Origin of the sequence: Rhodococcus chondri (genome assembly GCF_036327435.1) — a bacterium.
GTDB lineage: Bacteria > Actinomycetota > Actinomycetes > Mycobacteriales > Mycobacteriaceae > Rhodococcus > Rhodococcus chondri.
This window is the reverse complement of record NZ_JAUZMZ010000041.1, coordinates 1-13,414: the sequence shown is the minus strand read 5'-3', so window position 1 is coordinate 13,414 and position 13,414 is coordinate 1. Positions and strand designations below refer to the sequence as shown.

Annotated in this window: 16 protein-coding genes; 5 read left to right on the top strand and 11 right to left on the bottom strand. The window is 67.8% G+C overall.

Features of this window, described 5'->3' with window-relative positions; genetic code table 11:
* Positions 1-47 precede the first annotated feature (47 nt).
* From Q8814_RS09555 to Q8814_RS09545, 3 genes are read right to left on the bottom strand one after another with little or no spacing between them, the layout of a single operon-like run.
* The gene (locus Q8814_RS09555) at positions 48-821 is read right to left on the bottom strand and encodes a sulfite exporter TauE/SafE family protein (protein WP_330151772.1); all 774 of its coding nucleotides are present in this window, start codon (positions 819-821) and stop codon (positions 48-50) included.
* Between the two features lie 9 nt (positions 822-830).
* A complete protein-coding gene (locus tag Q8814_RS09550; RefSeq protein WP_330151771.1) occupies positions 831-1,736 on the bottom strand; it encodes a cytochrome c biogenesis CcdA family protein in 906 nt (301 codons plus the stop codon).
* Positions 1,733-2,443 carry a DsbA family protein gene (locus Q8814_RS09545; RefSeq protein ID WP_330151770.1) on the bottom strand — a complete coding sequence of 237 codons (711 nt, stop codon included), beginning with the start codon at positions 2,441-2,443 and terminating at the stop codon, positions 1,733-1,735. The genes Q8814_RS09550 and Q8814_RS09545 overlap by 4 nt, the downstream gene beginning before the upstream one ends.
* Before the next feature lie 126 nt (positions 2,444-2,569).
* Between Q8814_RS09545 and Q8814_RS09540 the strand changes: the two genes are divergently transcribed.
* Positions 2,570-3,067 (top strand): hypothetical protein, encoded by a 498-nt coding sequence (locus Q8814_RS09540; protein WP_330151769.1) that lies wholly within the window; start codon positions 2,570-2,572, stop codon positions 3,065-3,067.
* Here Q8814_RS09540 and Q8814_RS09535 read toward each other — a convergent pair.
* The 4 genes from Q8814_RS09535 to Q8814_RS09520 form a co-directional block, all read right to left on the bottom strand.
* Positions 3,057-3,998: a M56 family metallopeptidase gene (locus Q8814_RS09535; protein ID WP_330151768.1), complete on the bottom strand. Its 942-nt coding sequence runs from the start codon at positions 3,996-3,998 to the stop codon at positions 3,057-3,059. The two genes, Q8814_RS09540 and Q8814_RS09535, sit on opposite strands and share 11 nt — an antisense overlap.
* A complete protein-coding gene (locus Q8814_RS09530; protein WP_330151767.1) occupies positions 3,995-4,372 on the bottom strand; it encodes a BlaI/MecI/CopY family transcriptional regulator in 378 nt (125 codons plus the stop codon). Before Q8814_RS09530 ends, Q8814_RS09535 begins: the two co-directional genes overlap by 4 nt.
* Before the next feature lie 109 nt (positions 4,373-4,481).
* Positions 4,482-4,814: a metal-sensitive transcriptional regulator gene (locus tag Q8814_RS09525; protein ID WP_330151766.1), complete on the bottom strand. Its 333-nt coding sequence runs from the start codon at positions 4,812-4,814 to the stop codon at positions 4,482-4,484.
* A gap of 58 nt (positions 4,815-4,872) precedes the next feature.
* The gene (locus Q8814_RS09520) at positions 4,873-5,187 is read right to left on the bottom strand and encodes a rhodanese-like domain-containing protein (protein ID WP_330151790.1); all 315 of its coding nucleotides are present in this window, start codon (positions 5,185-5,187) and stop codon (positions 4,873-4,875) included.
* Positions 5,188-5,331: 144 nt separating this feature from the next.
* Here Q8814_RS09520 and Q8814_RS09515 point away from each other — a divergent pair, with 144 nt between their 5' ends.
* Positions 5,332-6,711: an MBL fold metallo-hydrolase gene (locus Q8814_RS09515; protein ID WP_330151765.1), complete on the top strand. Its 1,380-nt coding sequence runs from the start codon at positions 5,332-5,334 to the stop codon at positions 6,709-6,711.
* A 30-nt stretch (positions 6,712-6,741) separates the two neighbouring features.
* Positions 6,742-7,116 carry a thioredoxin gene (gene trxA / locus Q8814_RS09510; RefSeq protein WP_330151764.1) on the top strand — a complete coding sequence of 125 codons (375 nt, stop codon included), beginning with the start codon at positions 6,742-6,744 and terminating at the stop codon, positions 7,114-7,116.
* Here the strand turns inward: trxA and Q8814_RS09505 are convergent, their stop codons facing one another.
* The 3 genes from Q8814_RS09505 to Q8814_RS09495 form a co-directional block, all read right to left on the bottom strand.
* The gene (locus Q8814_RS09505; protein WP_330151763.1) at positions 7,117-7,893 is read right to left on the bottom strand and encodes an SDR family oxidoreductase; all 777 of its coding nucleotides are present in this window, start codon (positions 7,891-7,893) and stop codon (positions 7,117-7,119) included. It abuts the gene before it with no gap.
* A gap of 61 nt (positions 7,894-7,954) precedes the next feature.
* On the bottom strand, positions 7,955-8,887 hold the full coding sequence (locus Q8814_RS09500; RefSeq protein ID WP_330151762.1) for an AurF N-oxygenase family protein: 933 nt from the start codon (positions 8,885-8,887) through the stop codon (positions 7,955-7,957).
* A gap of 102 nt (positions 8,888-8,989) precedes the next feature.
* Positions 8,990-10,516, bottom strand: coding sequence for an MFS transporter (locus Q8814_RS09495; protein ID WP_330151761.1), 1,527 nt, complete (start codon positions 10,514-10,516; stop codon positions 8,990-8,992).
* Between the two features lie 111 nt (positions 10,517-10,627).
* Here Q8814_RS09495 and Q8814_RS09490 point away from each other — a divergent pair, with 111 nt between their 5' ends.
* On the top strand, positions 10,628-11,344 hold the full coding sequence (locus Q8814_RS09490) for a TetR/AcrR family transcriptional regulator (protein ID WP_330151760.1): 717 nt from the start codon (positions 10,628-10,630) through the stop codon (positions 11,342-11,344).
* On the opposite strand, the gene Q8814_RS09485 is transcribed toward Q8814_RS09490, so the two are convergent.
* Complete coding sequence (locus Q8814_RS09485; protein ID WP_330151759.1) at positions 11,277-12,320, bottom strand: adenylate/guanylate cyclase domain-containing protein; 1,044 nt, start codon at positions 12,318-12,320, stop codon at positions 11,277-11,279. The two genes, Q8814_RS09490 and Q8814_RS09485, sit on opposite strands and share 68 nt — an antisense overlap.
* A gap of 139 nt (positions 12,321-12,459) precedes the next feature.
* Between Q8814_RS09485 and Q8814_RS09480 the strand changes: the two genes are divergently transcribed.
* Positions 12,460-13,233: a DUF6319 family protein gene (locus Q8814_RS09480; RefSeq protein ID WP_330151758.1), complete on the top strand. Its 774-nt coding sequence runs from the start codon at positions 12,460-12,462 to the stop codon at positions 13,231-13,233.
* The last annotated feature ends 181 nt before the right edge of the window (positions 13,234-13,414 follow it).

The following is a 13,414-nucleotide window of genomic DNA, read 5'->3' as shown; positions in this document are numbered from 1 at the left end:
CGTGAAACGGCGATCCGGCCGCTGCCGTGAAACGGCGATTCCACAGATCATCGCAGGAAGACAGCGTCGACGAGCACGTACGCGGCGACGGCGAACACCAGGTACGCGAACCATCGCTGGAGCCGGTCGGTATCCATCCGAGTTCCGAAATACCCGGCGATCAGGGATCCGGCGATCGCGGTGCCTGCGAACGCCGCCGTGATGGCCCAGTCGATGCTCGTGCCGCTCATATGCGACACCAGGCCGGCCGCCGAGTTCGCGACGATGATCACCAGCGACGTGCCCACGGCGACGGACATCTCGATCCCGAGCATCAGCACCAGGACCGGGATGATGAGGAACCCACCGCCGACACCGAACAGTCCGGTCAGGAACCCCACGGCCAGGCCCGCCGGTACCGAGCGAGGAAAGCACCGGCGCCAGTTGATCCCGGATCCCCCGGTGGCACATGAGGTTCCGGTTTCGTCGCGATCGACGAGCATGCGGACCCCGGCCACCACCATCACCACCGCGAACCCGATCAGCAGAGCACGTTCGGGAAGCAGCCGGCCGACGGCGCTGCCGGCGAAGGTAGCGGGGATACCGGTGGCGGCGAACACTGCGGCGAGGCGCCATTCGACCTGTCGTGCACGCACTTTGGGCAGCGCACCCACCGCGGAGGCTAGGCCGACGACGATCAGTGAAATGGGAATTGCCTGCTCGATTCCCAGTCCGAGACCGAAGACCAGGGCCGGCACGGCGAGGATCGATCCGCCTCCGCCGAGCAGCCCGAGGAGCACGCCGATCACTGCACCGAGGCCGAGAGCGATCGCCAGGGTCATTCGGTGATCCTAGCGTCGGTCGGCGCCCTGGGGTCGAGATCGATTGGAGTCGTGGGGGATAGCGGATGCGGTGTCCTGCTGGTGCGGGGCGTCCTGCCGTTTCCGGCTCCGCACCGCGCGGACCGCGACGGCAGCGAAGAGAGCCAGGACGACGATCAGCAAGGCGGCGGGGTCGGGCAGAGCGTCGGCCCATCGGCCGAGTGTGACCTGCAAGTCGAATTGCCCGTCGACGCTCATCGCCCCGGTGAGGTTCGCCGTGCCGTCCGTGGCCAGGAACAACACACCGATACCGATGAACAGCAGACCCGAGACGAGCGAGGTGGTGTGGGTGTGGAGAGGTCCGATGCCGATCGGCCGTCCCCGCAGCCACCGGCGGTTGCCGAGATCGAAGCGTTCCCACACCGCGGCGAGTACGAACAACGGCAGCACCATGCCGAGCGCGTAGACGGCCATGAGCGCTGCGCCGTGGAGTGGGTGCCCGCCCGCGACGGCGATCGTCAGCACGCCGCCGAGGAGAGGGCCGGAACAGAATCCGGCGAACCCGTACACGGCGCCGAGCGCGAAAACGGAGGCAGAGCCCGACACGGTGATCGAACTCGCCGCGCGTTGCGCCGACGCCGAGGCGAAGCCCTTCCCGAGCATGGTCATGAGTCCGAGCCCGATCAGGATCGAGCCGCTGATCAGGGTGACAACTCCGCGATGCTGGGTCAGCGCCGAACCGAGCAGTCCCAGTCCTGCACCGAGGGGTGCAAGCACCGCGGCCAGCCCCGCGTAGAAGATCGCGGTGCGTGCCGCGAGTCGGCCGGTTCCGTCGAAGGAGTAGGCGAAGAACGACGGAAGCAGCAGCGCCGAGCAGGGGCTGAGTAGTGCGAGCACGCCTCCGAGCAGCGCCCCGAGCAGGCCGATCTCGGTCACGGCTTGGAACCCGAGGCCGTGTCGATCACCTGCTCGAACACAGCCACGGGCTGTGCCCCGAGTATCGGGGTGCCGTTGACGACGAACGACGGCGTACTCGACACCCCGATCGTGTTCGCCTCCAGCACATCGGCATAGATGTCCTGGTCGGCCGAGATGTCGGCCGCGTCCCGGACGAACCGGTCGAGGTCGGGCACCGCGGCGGCTTCGGCGAAGCCGCGCAGGGCCTCGGGTGTCAGGTCGGGGTGGCCACGTTCCGGAGATGCTGCGTAGACCGCGCTGTTGAACTCCCAGAACCGCCCTTGGGCCGCGGCCGCGCGTCCGGCGCGGGCGGCGGACATCGATTCTTCGCCGAAAATGGGCAGATCACGCCACTCGATGCGGAGGATGCCCTCGTCGACGTACTTGTCGATCAGGACGGGTTCGGTGTCGCGGCTGAATTTGGCGCAGAACGGGCACCGGTAGTCCGAGTAGGCGACCAGCACGACCGGGGCGTCGACCGAGCCCAGAGCGAGGGGATCCCCGTCGAGGCGCCGGGACATGTCGCCGACCGGCCCCATCTCGGGCGTCGCGGCAGTGGTCGCGTTGTCCGGATCGCCGGAGCGATCGACGACCAGCACAGCGAGCAGGACTACGGCGACAAGACCGAGTGCGCCGAGTAACCACAGGTCCCGACCGTGTCGGGGAGTCGGTTTCCTCGGTGTCATGCGCAACCTCCATGGTCGGTCGGGGCGGGGGTGGAACGACCCCTCGATCTACTAAGCGAGATAGTAGCTCAATCTACTAAGCTGCTTAGTAGCTCAGCCGTACCTCCGACCGACCAGGATGCCGATGTGACACCCTCGCCCACAGATCTCGAGACGCAGGATCCGCCTTCGATCAGCGGCGCTACGTCGCGGACGAGAACTCTCGTCCGGGCGGCGACGGCGGGCGTGATTACTCTCCTCATGGTCGGCGTGCCCACCGACATCCTCGCCAACCCCTGGTTCGGACGCGAGATTCCCGTGCGATGGTGGGAGTATCCGGTGCTGGCTGCGACAGCGGTGCTGACCGCGATGTGGTTCGGTATCCAGAGCTCGCGCCCGACGGAGTCGCGAGCGGCACCTGCTGCGGGAGTGCTGCTGACCGTGTTCGCCGTCGGCTGTCCGGTCTGCAACAAGCTGGTGCTCGTCACGATCGGAGCATCCGGTGCGCTCGGATGGTGGGCTCCGCTGCAGCCGATCCTTGCCGTTCTCTCACTGGCCATGCTCGCCGGCGCGGTGCTCTATCGCTGGCGTCGCCGGCCGTGCGGTGACTCCTGCGCACCGTCGGCCGCGCCCCTCACACGGTGAGGCAGGAAGCCGCCACGATTCCGATGACGGAGCCGCCGGTGACGAGGGCCGGGAATGCCGAGACGGTCAGGGCAGCGGGATAGGTGAGCGCACGGCGTGATCGGCCGGGCCTCGGCGCCGGGTCCAACCACCGAAGTCGCGCGTCGAGGACGTTGTCGGACAAGGCGTCCCGCGTTGCCGGCTCCGGGGTCCGCGCGCATCGCAGCAGCGCACCGCGGACCGCCTCGTGGCCGCAGGAATCAGCGGCACGGTTGTCTGCGGCCGGTTCGACGAGCACCTTGACCCATGTTGCCCCGAGCCGGCACAGCGGAACGAACGGCAGCGCTGTCCCCAAGGCGCGACTGATCATCACCAGCATGTGGTGGCGTCCGCGGATGTGCGCATGCTCGTGGTCGAGTACCGCTCGGCGCTCGAGGGGGTCGAGTGCCTTCAAGCCTTCACTGGCGACGACGGTGCCGTTGCGGCCGCCGACGCTGTAGGCGGCACATGCCGTGTCTCGTAGCCAGACCACTTCGTTCTTGCCGCTCGATCCGGCCTCGCCGAGAATCCGAATGAGGTTCAGGTGCGCGGCGGTGTCGCGCCGGTGCCGCCGATAGGCGCGGGTGACCACCAGAAATATGCGCCCGACGAGCGCGCCGGCGATCATCCACAGTGCCGTCTCGACGTAGGGCAGCCACGGCACCATTCCGGCGTCCCGCGCCGCACGCACACACGACGCCGGCAGAGGCAGCTGGGATACCCGCAGGCCCGGGCGGGTGGCCACCGCCAACGGTCCGCCGACCAGCGCGAAGACGAACAACACCTGGGTCGATACCCAGGCTGCGAGTGCGACACGTGGATTCCGTCCGGGCATGGCCAGGCGGGCGAGCCACCGCGGTGCCGCGAATCCGAGCACGATCGCTGCCGCGAACAGCGCCAGGGCGACGATCACGAAGGTATGTCCCCGCGACTGCGGATCCTGGTTCGGCGGGCGGCGCGGCGCAGTATCCGGGATTCGTCTTCGGTGGCGGAATTGGCGAAGTGCAACATGACCTGCTCGGCATCGCCGGACGTTCGCAGTACCTGCCGCAGCAGTTCCGCCGCGGTTTCCTCGCGGCTGCGCACCGCTCGATAGCTGTAACCGCGCCCGACTCGGCTGCGCGAGACCATGCCCTTGGTGTGCAGATTGTCCAGGACCGTCATCACCGTGGTGTAGGCCAGTGCGCGTTCGGGTTCCAATCGTGCGAGCACGTCCCGCACCCGAAGCGGTTCGTCGGACTGCCACAGCACGTCCATGACGGCCGATTCCAGCTCGCCGAGCCCCATCACGTCCGTGTCACCGCCTTCGTCCCACTTACCGCCGCCCGAGCGCCGGTCGGGCCGATTCCACTCTACGGCCTGCGCGCCGGCGCTCCGCGCCGCGGGATGTGTGGGGTCACGCGAGCGTGAGAAAGAGCTTCTCCAGCTGATCTTCGGTCAACCGCTCGGTGCAGCTGTCGTCCTGTTCGTGCAGGAGACAGTGCCGCAGTTCCCCGGAAAGCAGCTTGAATCCGGCGCGATTGAGGGCGCGGGACACCGCGGCCAATTGCGTGACGACGTCACGGCATTCGCGGCCGGATTCGAGCATGGAGATCACTCCGGCGAGCTGACCCTGGGCGCGGCGCAGCCGGTGCAGGACGGCAGTGGAATCCGGCCCCACCGGGGCGACGGAATCCGGCCCCACAGGGGCGACGGAATCCGGCCCCACGGGGACGACGGGTGTGGACATGGGAACCTCCGAGAGGCGTGTGACGGCAGGTGGGTAATGGAGCGGGGAGCCGGCTCGTTCAGGCGGTGGGTCCGTGTCGTACCGGTTGTCCGGCACGCACCCAACCGCTGGTTCCGCCGGCGACGGATACCGCAGGTCGCCCGGCCGATTCGAGGATGGTGGCGCCCTGCTTGCTCCGGTTTCCGGACGCGCAGATCACGTAGACGGTGTCGCCGGGCAGCACTTCGGCTACGCGGCCGGGCAGTTCCCCGAGTGGGATCAGCTGGGCGCCGGGAACATGTCCCTGCGTGTATTCGTAGTCCTCGCGCACGTCCAGGACCGGTGCTCCGGCCTCCCAGGCCTGCGTCAGGGCGGCAGTGTCGACTTCTCGCATCGTGAACTCCTCGGATCGGATGGTGGGATACAGCCCCTTCGAGGCGATACCCCAGGGGGTACTTGACATACCCTAGGGGGTATATGGCAATCTGTCCATACCCCCGGGAGAAACACCTGGAAAGCGCATTACGGAAGGATCGCCATGATTCTCGAGCAGTACTACATCGAATGTCTGTCGCACGCGTCGTATCTGATCGGCGACGAGACCACCGGACGGGCGGTGGTGGTGGATCCGCGAAGGGACATCACCGAATACCTCGACGATGCGAAGAAGCACGGCTTGACGATCGAAGGCGTCATCAACACCCACTTCCACGCCGACTTCGTCTCCGGCCATCTCGAACTCGTGGACGCGACCGGGGCATGGATCGGGTTCGGCGAATCGGCCGAGACGGATTATCCGATCCGCCGGCTGCGCGACGGCGAGCGCATCTCGCTCGGCGAGGTGAACCTCGAGATCCTGTCGACGCCCGGACACACGTGGGAGTCGATCTCCGTAGTGGTGCGCGAGCGTCCGGATGCGATCCCGGCGGCGGTATTGACCGGCGACTCGCTCTTCATCGGGGACGTCGGCCGACCGGACCTGGTCAACGTCGGGGACTCCTCGACCACGGACCTGGCGCGCGCGATGTACCGGACGCTGCACGACAAGCTCCTGAAGCTGCCGGACGAGGTCACGGTCATGCCGGCGCACGGTGCGGGTTCGTCGTGCGGAAAGAATCTGTCGGCGGACTTGACGTCCACGATCGGAATCCAGCGCGAGACGAATCCGTCGGTGCAGCCCATGAGCGAAGACGCGTTCGTGGCGCTGGTCACCGAAGGCCAGCCCGCGGCGCCCGTCTACTTCTCGGTCAACGCGGCGATGAACAAGCGGACCCACCCGCTGCTGACGCCCGATCGCGCGATTCCACAGTTGAGCCCGGCGCAGGTCCGGACCGAACTCGAGGCCGGCACCCGGGTGCTCGACGCCCGCAGTGTCGACGACTTCGCGGCGGGGCATGTGCGCGGGTCGGTCAATGTCGGGTTCGACGGCCGGTTCGCCGAGACCGGTGGCATGGTCGCCGAGGTCGGTGAGCGCATCGTGCTGATCACCTACCCCGGTGAGGAGCAGGAGGCAGCGCTACGGCTGGCTCGGATCGGCTCGGACAACGCGACCGGCTATCTCAATGTCGACTCGGACGGACGGTTCCCGCAGGAGTTGGCAGATCTGGTGCAGCCGGCGCAGCGGACGACGATCGAGCAACTCGACGAAATGCTCGCGGCCGATGCGGTGACCCTGGTCGACATTCGTAATCCGGGGGAGCGTGAAGCCGGGGTGATCGCCGGATCTGTGGCGATTCCGTTGGCGCAGTTGCGCGTTCGGCTCGAGCAGGTGCCCGTGGGCAAGCCCATCGTGGTGCACTGTGCCGGCGGGTGGCGGTCGAGTGTGGCCGCGTCGCTGCTGCGTGCCCAAGGCTTCGACAACGTCACCGACCTGGTCGGCGGCTACAACGCGTGGGCCGACGCCCACATCCCCGCCTGACCGGAACTCGGCCACATCGAAAGGAATCTCGTGACCACCAAGAACCTGACATCGGCGGACTTCGAATCCACCGTGACCGGTAACGACATCGTGCTGGTCGACTTCTGGGCGTCGTGGTGCGGCCCGTGCCGTGCCTTCGCGCCCGTCTACGAAAAGTCCGCCGCGGCGCACCCCGATGTGGTGCATGCCAAGGTCGACACCGAAGCCGAGCAGCAGCTCGCCGCGATGGCAAACATCCGTTCGATCCCCACGATCATGGCCTTCCGAGAGGGCGTGCTGGTCTACTCCCAGCCCGGGGCCCTGCCCCCCGCGGCTCTCGAGAACCTGATCGTCCAGATAAAGGCCCTGGATATGGACGACGTACGTGCCCAGGTCGCCGAGCAGCGAGCGGCCGCCGGAGCTTGATCAGCGGGGGTGCAGTGCCATGTACCGGGCGGGGAGCTCGCCCCCGCCGTGCACTGCGAGATCGGCGCCGTTGACGTAGGAGGCGAGCGGGCCGGCCAGATACAGGCACGCGCCCGCGATGTCCGACGGCACCGCCATCCTCTCCATCGGCAACGTCTTCGTCACCGCGGCGCCGCCGTCGGGTCCATAGGTCTCGGCGGCGGCCTCGGTGCGAATGAGGCCGGTGGTGATGTGGTTGACCCGCACCTTCGGCGCCCATTCGAGCGCGAGGGCCTTCGTCAAGGCGAGCAGGCCGGCCTTCGCCGCGGTATATGCGGCGGTGCCCGGCTGGGGATCGTGAGCCGACACGCTGCCGATGTTGACGATCGCGCCGCCGTCGTCCTGCGCCTGCATCACCCGATTCGCCGCCTGCGCAACATAGAACGGCGCCAGCAGATTGAGGGCGACGATCTTGTCGAAGAAGCGCGTCGACACGGTCGCGGCGTCGGCGTCGGGGGAGCCGCCGGCATTGTTGACGAGAACATCGAGACGACCGAACTTTTCGACCGCGGTGTCGATGAGGGTGTTCGCCTGCTCGGCGTCACGGATGTCGACCGGCACGAACGATGCGGTGCGCCCGTTGCTGCTCGGCAGGACAGCGGGTTCCGAACGCCCGCAGACGAGTACGTCGGCACCGGCGGCGAGGAAGGTTTCGGCGATGACGAAACCGATGCCCTTGGTGCCGCCGGTGACAACGACGGCACGGTGTGCGAAATCGGCAGGGTTCGGGATGCTCATGGTCGGAGGGTATGTGGTGTAACCGCCGAGCGGGACGCGGAGTCCCGCTCAGCAGGCCGAATTACAGGAGGTGCACCTTCTTGTAGAAGATCTTCGACGGTCCGCCGACCAGTCCGACGTTGTCGAGGAAGGTCATCAGCTTGGTTCCGGACTTGCGCACCCGGTCGTGATAGTGACTGTTGCGCTTGGCTTCTGCGGCCGCGCGGTCGCCGTCGAGCCCCGCGTTGGCGTACACGGCGGGGTGGATCATGCTCTTGACGACGAAGAAGACCACCAGTGCCGTGTTGAAGCGTTCGAATGCCAGCCGCGCGCGGCTCGCGCCGGTGAGCCGTCGCGCGACCTCCTCGCGTGCGAACCGGATGTGCCGGGCCTCTTCGAGCACGTGGATCTTGCTGACCGTGCGGGTGAGGGGCTGGACGCGCTCGTCGCGCATGAAGTCGCGCTGCATCATGTCGAGGATTTCCTCGGCCGCCATGACCGCGGCGTATGCGTTGGCGCCGCGGAAGAACCTGCCCCAGAGTTTGCCGAGCAGGTGGATGTAGCGCGGCGGGCCGTAGCCGGGCATGCCGAGGCGTTCGCCGGCGCGCGCGAACATCACCGAGTGGCGGCACTCGTCGGCGACCTCGGTGAGCGCGAACTGCACGTGCCGGGAGTGCTTGTTGCGGTCGTAGACGTCGCGCAGCAGCATCTGCATGAGCAGGATCTCGAACCACAGGCCGACACCCGACACGCTCGCGGCCTCGTGTTTGGTGAGTGCGATGCGCTGTTCGTCGGACAGTTCGTCCCACAGCGCGGTGCCGTACAGGGTGCTCCACTCGGGGGTGAGGCCGAACTTGTCGTCGGGGATCGGTGCTTCCCAGTCCACCTCGATCATCGGGTCGTACGACTTGCGGGCGGACGAGGCCAGCAGCCGGCCGGCGGTCTCCTCGCGGTCGGACAGCGGGATCCCGGGAACGAAGCCCCTGGTGGTTTCTCGAGCGAGCGATGCAGTCATCTCTCCACCTTTAAGTGTGACGGCGCGTAACTGTTAAACCGAGGTTACCGTGAACCGGAGTACTACACAACGCCTACGGCCTGGAGAGGGAGAAAACCGGCCCTACGCGCGTCCGGGTGCCCAGAACACCGATGCGATCGCTCCGACCAGCAGAACGGCGGCCAGCGTCCACGAGGCCTGCTGCATCCCGGCGAGAAACGCGTCCTGTGCTCGGTCGATCAGCGGCGCCCCCTGCGGTCCGGCCTGCTCGGCGACCCGTAGCGCGGCGGCGAGCGAATCCTGCACGGCACTGCGCGCCGGCTCCGGCATCATCTGTGCGGTCGCGTCGATCCGGTGTGCATACGCAGCGGCCAGGACGCTGCCTGCCACCGCGACACCGATCGCCGCGCCGATCTCGCGGGTGGCGTCGTTGACGGCCGACGCGACGCCCTGCTGATCGTCCGGGGTGTTCGAGACGATCGCGTGGGTCGCGGGGGCGGTGCAGATGCCGATGCCCACCCCCGCGATCATCAGCGCCACCGCCACCTCGAGGTACGACGAGTCCGTGTCGAGCAGCCCGATGACGATCAGGGACACCCCGATCAGGGTGAGCCCGGCGCCCATGAGGATCCGTAGGCCTATCCGTCGCAGCAGCAGCGGAACCGCGGCGGAGAGCGCCATGACGACGACAAAGATCGGGGTCAGGGCCAGCGCCGACATCAACGGTGAGTATCCGAGGACGAGTTGCAGGTATTGCACGATCAGGTAGAACACCCCGAATCCTGCGAGGAATTGCAGGCTCAGGCTCGCCGCGCCCACACCGAACGCACGGTTGGTGAACAGCCGCACGTCGAGCAGCGGAGCCTCGGCGCGCAGCTCGAAGAAGGCAAAGGCCACTCCGGCCGCCAGCCCGGCGGCGAGGGCGCCCAAGGTCGCCGGATCGAGCCAGCCGCGGTGCGGTCCCTCCATCACGCCCAATACGAACAGACCCACCGCGGCCACCGCGAAGAAGCCGCCGCCGAAGTCGAACCGGGCCGAATTCTCCGCCCGTGACGACCCGATCGTCAGCGCCATGAGCACGAGCATCGCGGAGGCCGCTGCGAACCCGGCGAAGATGACTTTCCACGACGCGTATTCGAGGATGACACCCGAGGTGATCATCCCGACCACGGCGCCCGAACCTGCCACACCTGCCCAGATGCCGATCGCCCGAGCACGGCGCTCCTGGCTGAAACCGGTCGTGATCAGCGACAGGGTCGCGGGCATGACCAGGGCCGCACCGATGCCGGCGATTCCGCGGGAAACGATCACCCACGTCGGCCCGTCGATCGCGAGGGGGAGTGCGGACCCGAGACCGAAGACGACCAGCCCGGCGACGAGGACATCGCGACGACCGAACCGGTCGCCCAGTGCCCCGGCGGGAAGCAGCAGCGCGGCGAGGGCGAGCGTGTAGCCGTCGACGATCCAGGTCAGCTGGCTCTGGGTGGCCCCGGTATCGACGGCGAGGTCGGGCAATGCGGTATTGAGGGAGGCCATCGCGGCGATCACGGCGGCGACGGCGGCGCACGCGACGACGAGCAGCCACAGCTGCGCTCGCGTCGTGCGCGGTGCCGGTACCTCGGTCTGTGTGGATGCTGCTGCGTCGGGCACGACGGGCCTTCCGGTCGAGAGGGGCGCCGGACAGGAAACGAGACTGTCGGTATCGTAACGGAACCGATGGTTCCATAGCCGGTTTCTCTCCGCAGCGTTTACAAATAGGGTGTGACTGCGCACCCCGAAGCTCCAGCGGCCTCCGACGACGATCCCCGCAAAGTGCGATCGCGCGCGCGACTGCTCGATGCGGCAACCACGCTGCTCGCCACGGGCGGCGCCGACGCGGTCACCATCGACGCGGTGACCACCCGTGCCGGGGTCGGCCGGGCAACCCTGTACCGCCATTTCGCGAACGGTCCCGAACTCGTCGCGGCCGCCTTCGCGCGTCTGATCCCCCCGGCGCCGGCCGTTCCGGAGCATCTGTGCCTGCGCGATCAGCTCGTCGAACTTCTCGTCGCCCAGGCGCGGATCATCGAAGAAGCCCCCGTTCCCCTCGCGGCCATGTGCTGGCTGGGGATGGGTCCCTCACTCGACCCCGCGAATTCCCCCGCCGACTCCCGGACGGTGGATCGCCCGGAATTACAGTCGCTGCGCAGTCAACTGGTCGAGCGGTACCGCCTGTCGTTCGACCGGGTCCTCCGGTCGGACGCGGCGCGCGACGACCTCGGCGAGTTCGACTGCGACTTCGCGCTCGTCCAGTTGCTGGGACCGATCGTGTTCAACCGGCTCGTCACGCTGCCGCCCATCGACCGGCGTGCCTGCGAACAGATCGTCGACGATTTCCTCGTTGCCCGCCGTGCCGCGAGGGAAGCAAACGTCACCGGCCTCGAGAACCGTTCCCGGCCGGGCGAAGCACATATGGACGCGACCGGCGAAAGTCCTTGACCCGCAACCGGCGCAGCGGCTGGACCCGGAATTCGTCGTCGCCCAGTTCCGCGGCGAGCTTCTCGTCGACGAGGATGGCGCCGGGCCTCGCCGCACCGGTGAGCCGCGCGGCGTTGTTCACGACCGAACCGAACAGGTCGCCGAATCGGGCCAGCGCCGGTCCCCATGCCAGCCCGACGCGCAGTGCGGGGGTGTTCTGACTCGCTCCGAATGTCTCCTGCAGGCCGATCGCGATCCGTGCGCCGTCGGCGGGCTCGTCGGTCGCGAACATCACCTCGTCGCCGACCGTCTTGATGACCCAGCCGTGGTGTGCAGCGATCACTGCGGTGACCTCGGATTCGAAGTACTCGAGCAATTCGTTGAGTTCACCCGCGTCGATACGGCGGGTGAGTTGGGTGTAGCCGACCATGTCGGCGAATCCGACGACCACGTCGCGGGTCGGCGCCGACCCCTGCGGCCGCACGATACTGCGCTCGGTGGTGGCCACGAGGTGCCGCCGCCAGACGTAACTCTGCAGGTTCTCCGTCCGCATCGACATGCGCTGTACCAACTCGTCGATGACCTTCCGCATCTCGTCCGGCGCAACGCCGGCGTGCGAGTCGAGGAGTTGCTCGAACATGTGGGTGTTGAACAACGTCAGCTGCCATTCGGCGAGCCGCGAGATGGACTGGCCGAGCGAGCGTGCCGCCGACAATTCGAGCGTCTCGTCGATCGCGCCACTGCCGATGATCGCCGCTATATTGCAGAGCGCGTCCACGTCGCCGTCGGTGAACATCTTCGCGTCCGGCTCGGGATCGACGGTGAACCCCAGCGCCTGCCACAGTCGCCGCACCCGCACCGGGGTCATGCCGGACATCTCGGCGACCTGGGCCACGGTGTAGCGGCGAGGGCCGCCGAGCAGGCTACGCTCGAGCTCCTCCTGAATCTCGGCAAACAGGTCGGAGCCGGAGGGGGAATGTGGTTCCGGCGTGTTCACAACGTCATCTTTCCTTGTCGGGCTCCGCGGCACACCCCTCGATCCCACTTGGCAGACGGAGGGGTGCCGGATCGTGAGTGTCGTACAGGTGTGCGACAGTGGGCGCCGTCGATTGCAGCGAGCCGAGAAAGGACGTGGCATGCCGCCCCGTAGACGAGCGGATCATCTGACCGACGAGCAGCTTTCCACGCTCGCCACCGCCATCGCGGATGGGCGGCGGGCAACCGTGTATCTCGTCGACGGGATTCCGAGCCTGGGCATCGAACCCGGCACTTCGGCACGCGCAATTGCAGTGAGCGGGAGCACCGTCACCGTCCGTCCCAAAGGTGTCGACGACGAATTGCCGTTCGAAGCCGACGAACTGCGTCTCACGCGTGAGACGTCGTCGAAGACCGCCCCCGGGAAACGCGCCGGCACCCAACCTGCCGCCCCCAAGTCGGCCGCACCCAAGCCTGCCGCTCCGAAACCGGCCGCTCCGAAACCGGCCGTCCCGACGCCGGCCCCCGCCCGGCCCAGCAAGGAGACCGTCCCCGTGACACAGACCCCCGCGAGTGCTGCCGCGACGACCGAACCGGCCAAGACCGCAGAGGCGGCCAAGCCGAAGACGCCCGCCCGGCGAGGCGCCAAGAAGCAGGCGGCCATCACCATCACCGTCACCATCGACCCCGAGAACGAATGGACGGTCGGTGTCGCGCACGGCGCCCGGAAGGTTGCCAAACCGGCGACCGTCGCGCCCGACGCCGTGGAACGCGCCGTCCGGGAACTCGGCGACGAGACCGCGCTCGAAGCGGTGCAGTCGGTGATCGACGCTGCTCGCCAGGCCGCCGAAGAACGTGTTGCCCAGCTCAGTCGTGAGCTCGAGGCCGCCCGGAAGGCGCTGGAAAGTCTCGGCGCAACCCCTCAGCAGGATTGAAACCTCTAGTACTCTGACCGCGGAGACGGTCGGAACCGGCCGTGCGGGAGGGGCATGATGTTCAGAAGACTCGCTGTGGTATTTGCGACGGCGGTCGCTCTCGTCGGTGGTGGCGCCGGTGTTGCTGTGGCCGCTCCACCGGTGACGCTCGGTGGCGGGTCGGGCAGCACGCTCGGCGACG

What these genes read in the sequence shown, in the direction of transcription:
- Q8814_RS09555 (WP_330151772.1), bottom strand. Translation starts at nt 821, where the DNA reads ATGACCCTGGCGATCGCTCTCGGCCTCGGTGCAGTGATCGGCGTGCTC.
- Q8814_RS09545 (WP_330151770.1), bottom strand. Translation starts at nt 2,443, where the DNA reads ATGACACCGAGGAAACCGACTCCCCGACACGGTCGGGACCTGTGGTTA.
- Q8814_RS09530 (WP_330151767.1), bottom strand. Translation starts at nt 4,372, where the DNA reads ATGGGGCTCGGCGAGCTGGAATCGGCCGTCATGGACGTGCTGTGGCAG.
- Q8814_RS09525 (WP_330151766.1), bottom strand. Translation starts at nt 4,814, where the DNA reads ATGTCCACACCCGTCGTCCCCGTGGGGCCGGATTCCGTCGCCCCTGTG.
- Q8814_RS09520 (WP_330151790.1), bottom strand. Translation starts at nt 5,187, where the DNA reads ATGCGAGAAGTCGACACTGCCGCCCTGACGCAGGCCTGGGAGGCCGGA.
- Q8814_RS09515 (WP_330151765.1), top strand. Translation starts at nt 5,332, where the DNA reads ATGATTCTCGAGCAGTACTACATCGAATGTCTGTCGCACGCGTCGTAT.
- Q8814_RS09505 (WP_330151763.1), bottom strand. Translation starts at nt 7,893, where the DNA reads ATGAGCATCCCGAACCCTGCCGATTTCGCACACCGTGCCGTCGTTGTC.
- Q8814_RS09500 (WP_330151762.1), bottom strand. Translation starts at nt 8,887, where the DNA reads ATGACTGCATCGCTCGCTCGAGAAACCACCAGGGGCTTCGTTCCCGGG.
- Q8814_RS09480 (WP_330151758.1), top strand. Translation starts at nt 12,460, where the DNA reads ATGCCGCCCCGTAGACGAGCGGATCATCTGACCGACGAGCAGCTTTCC.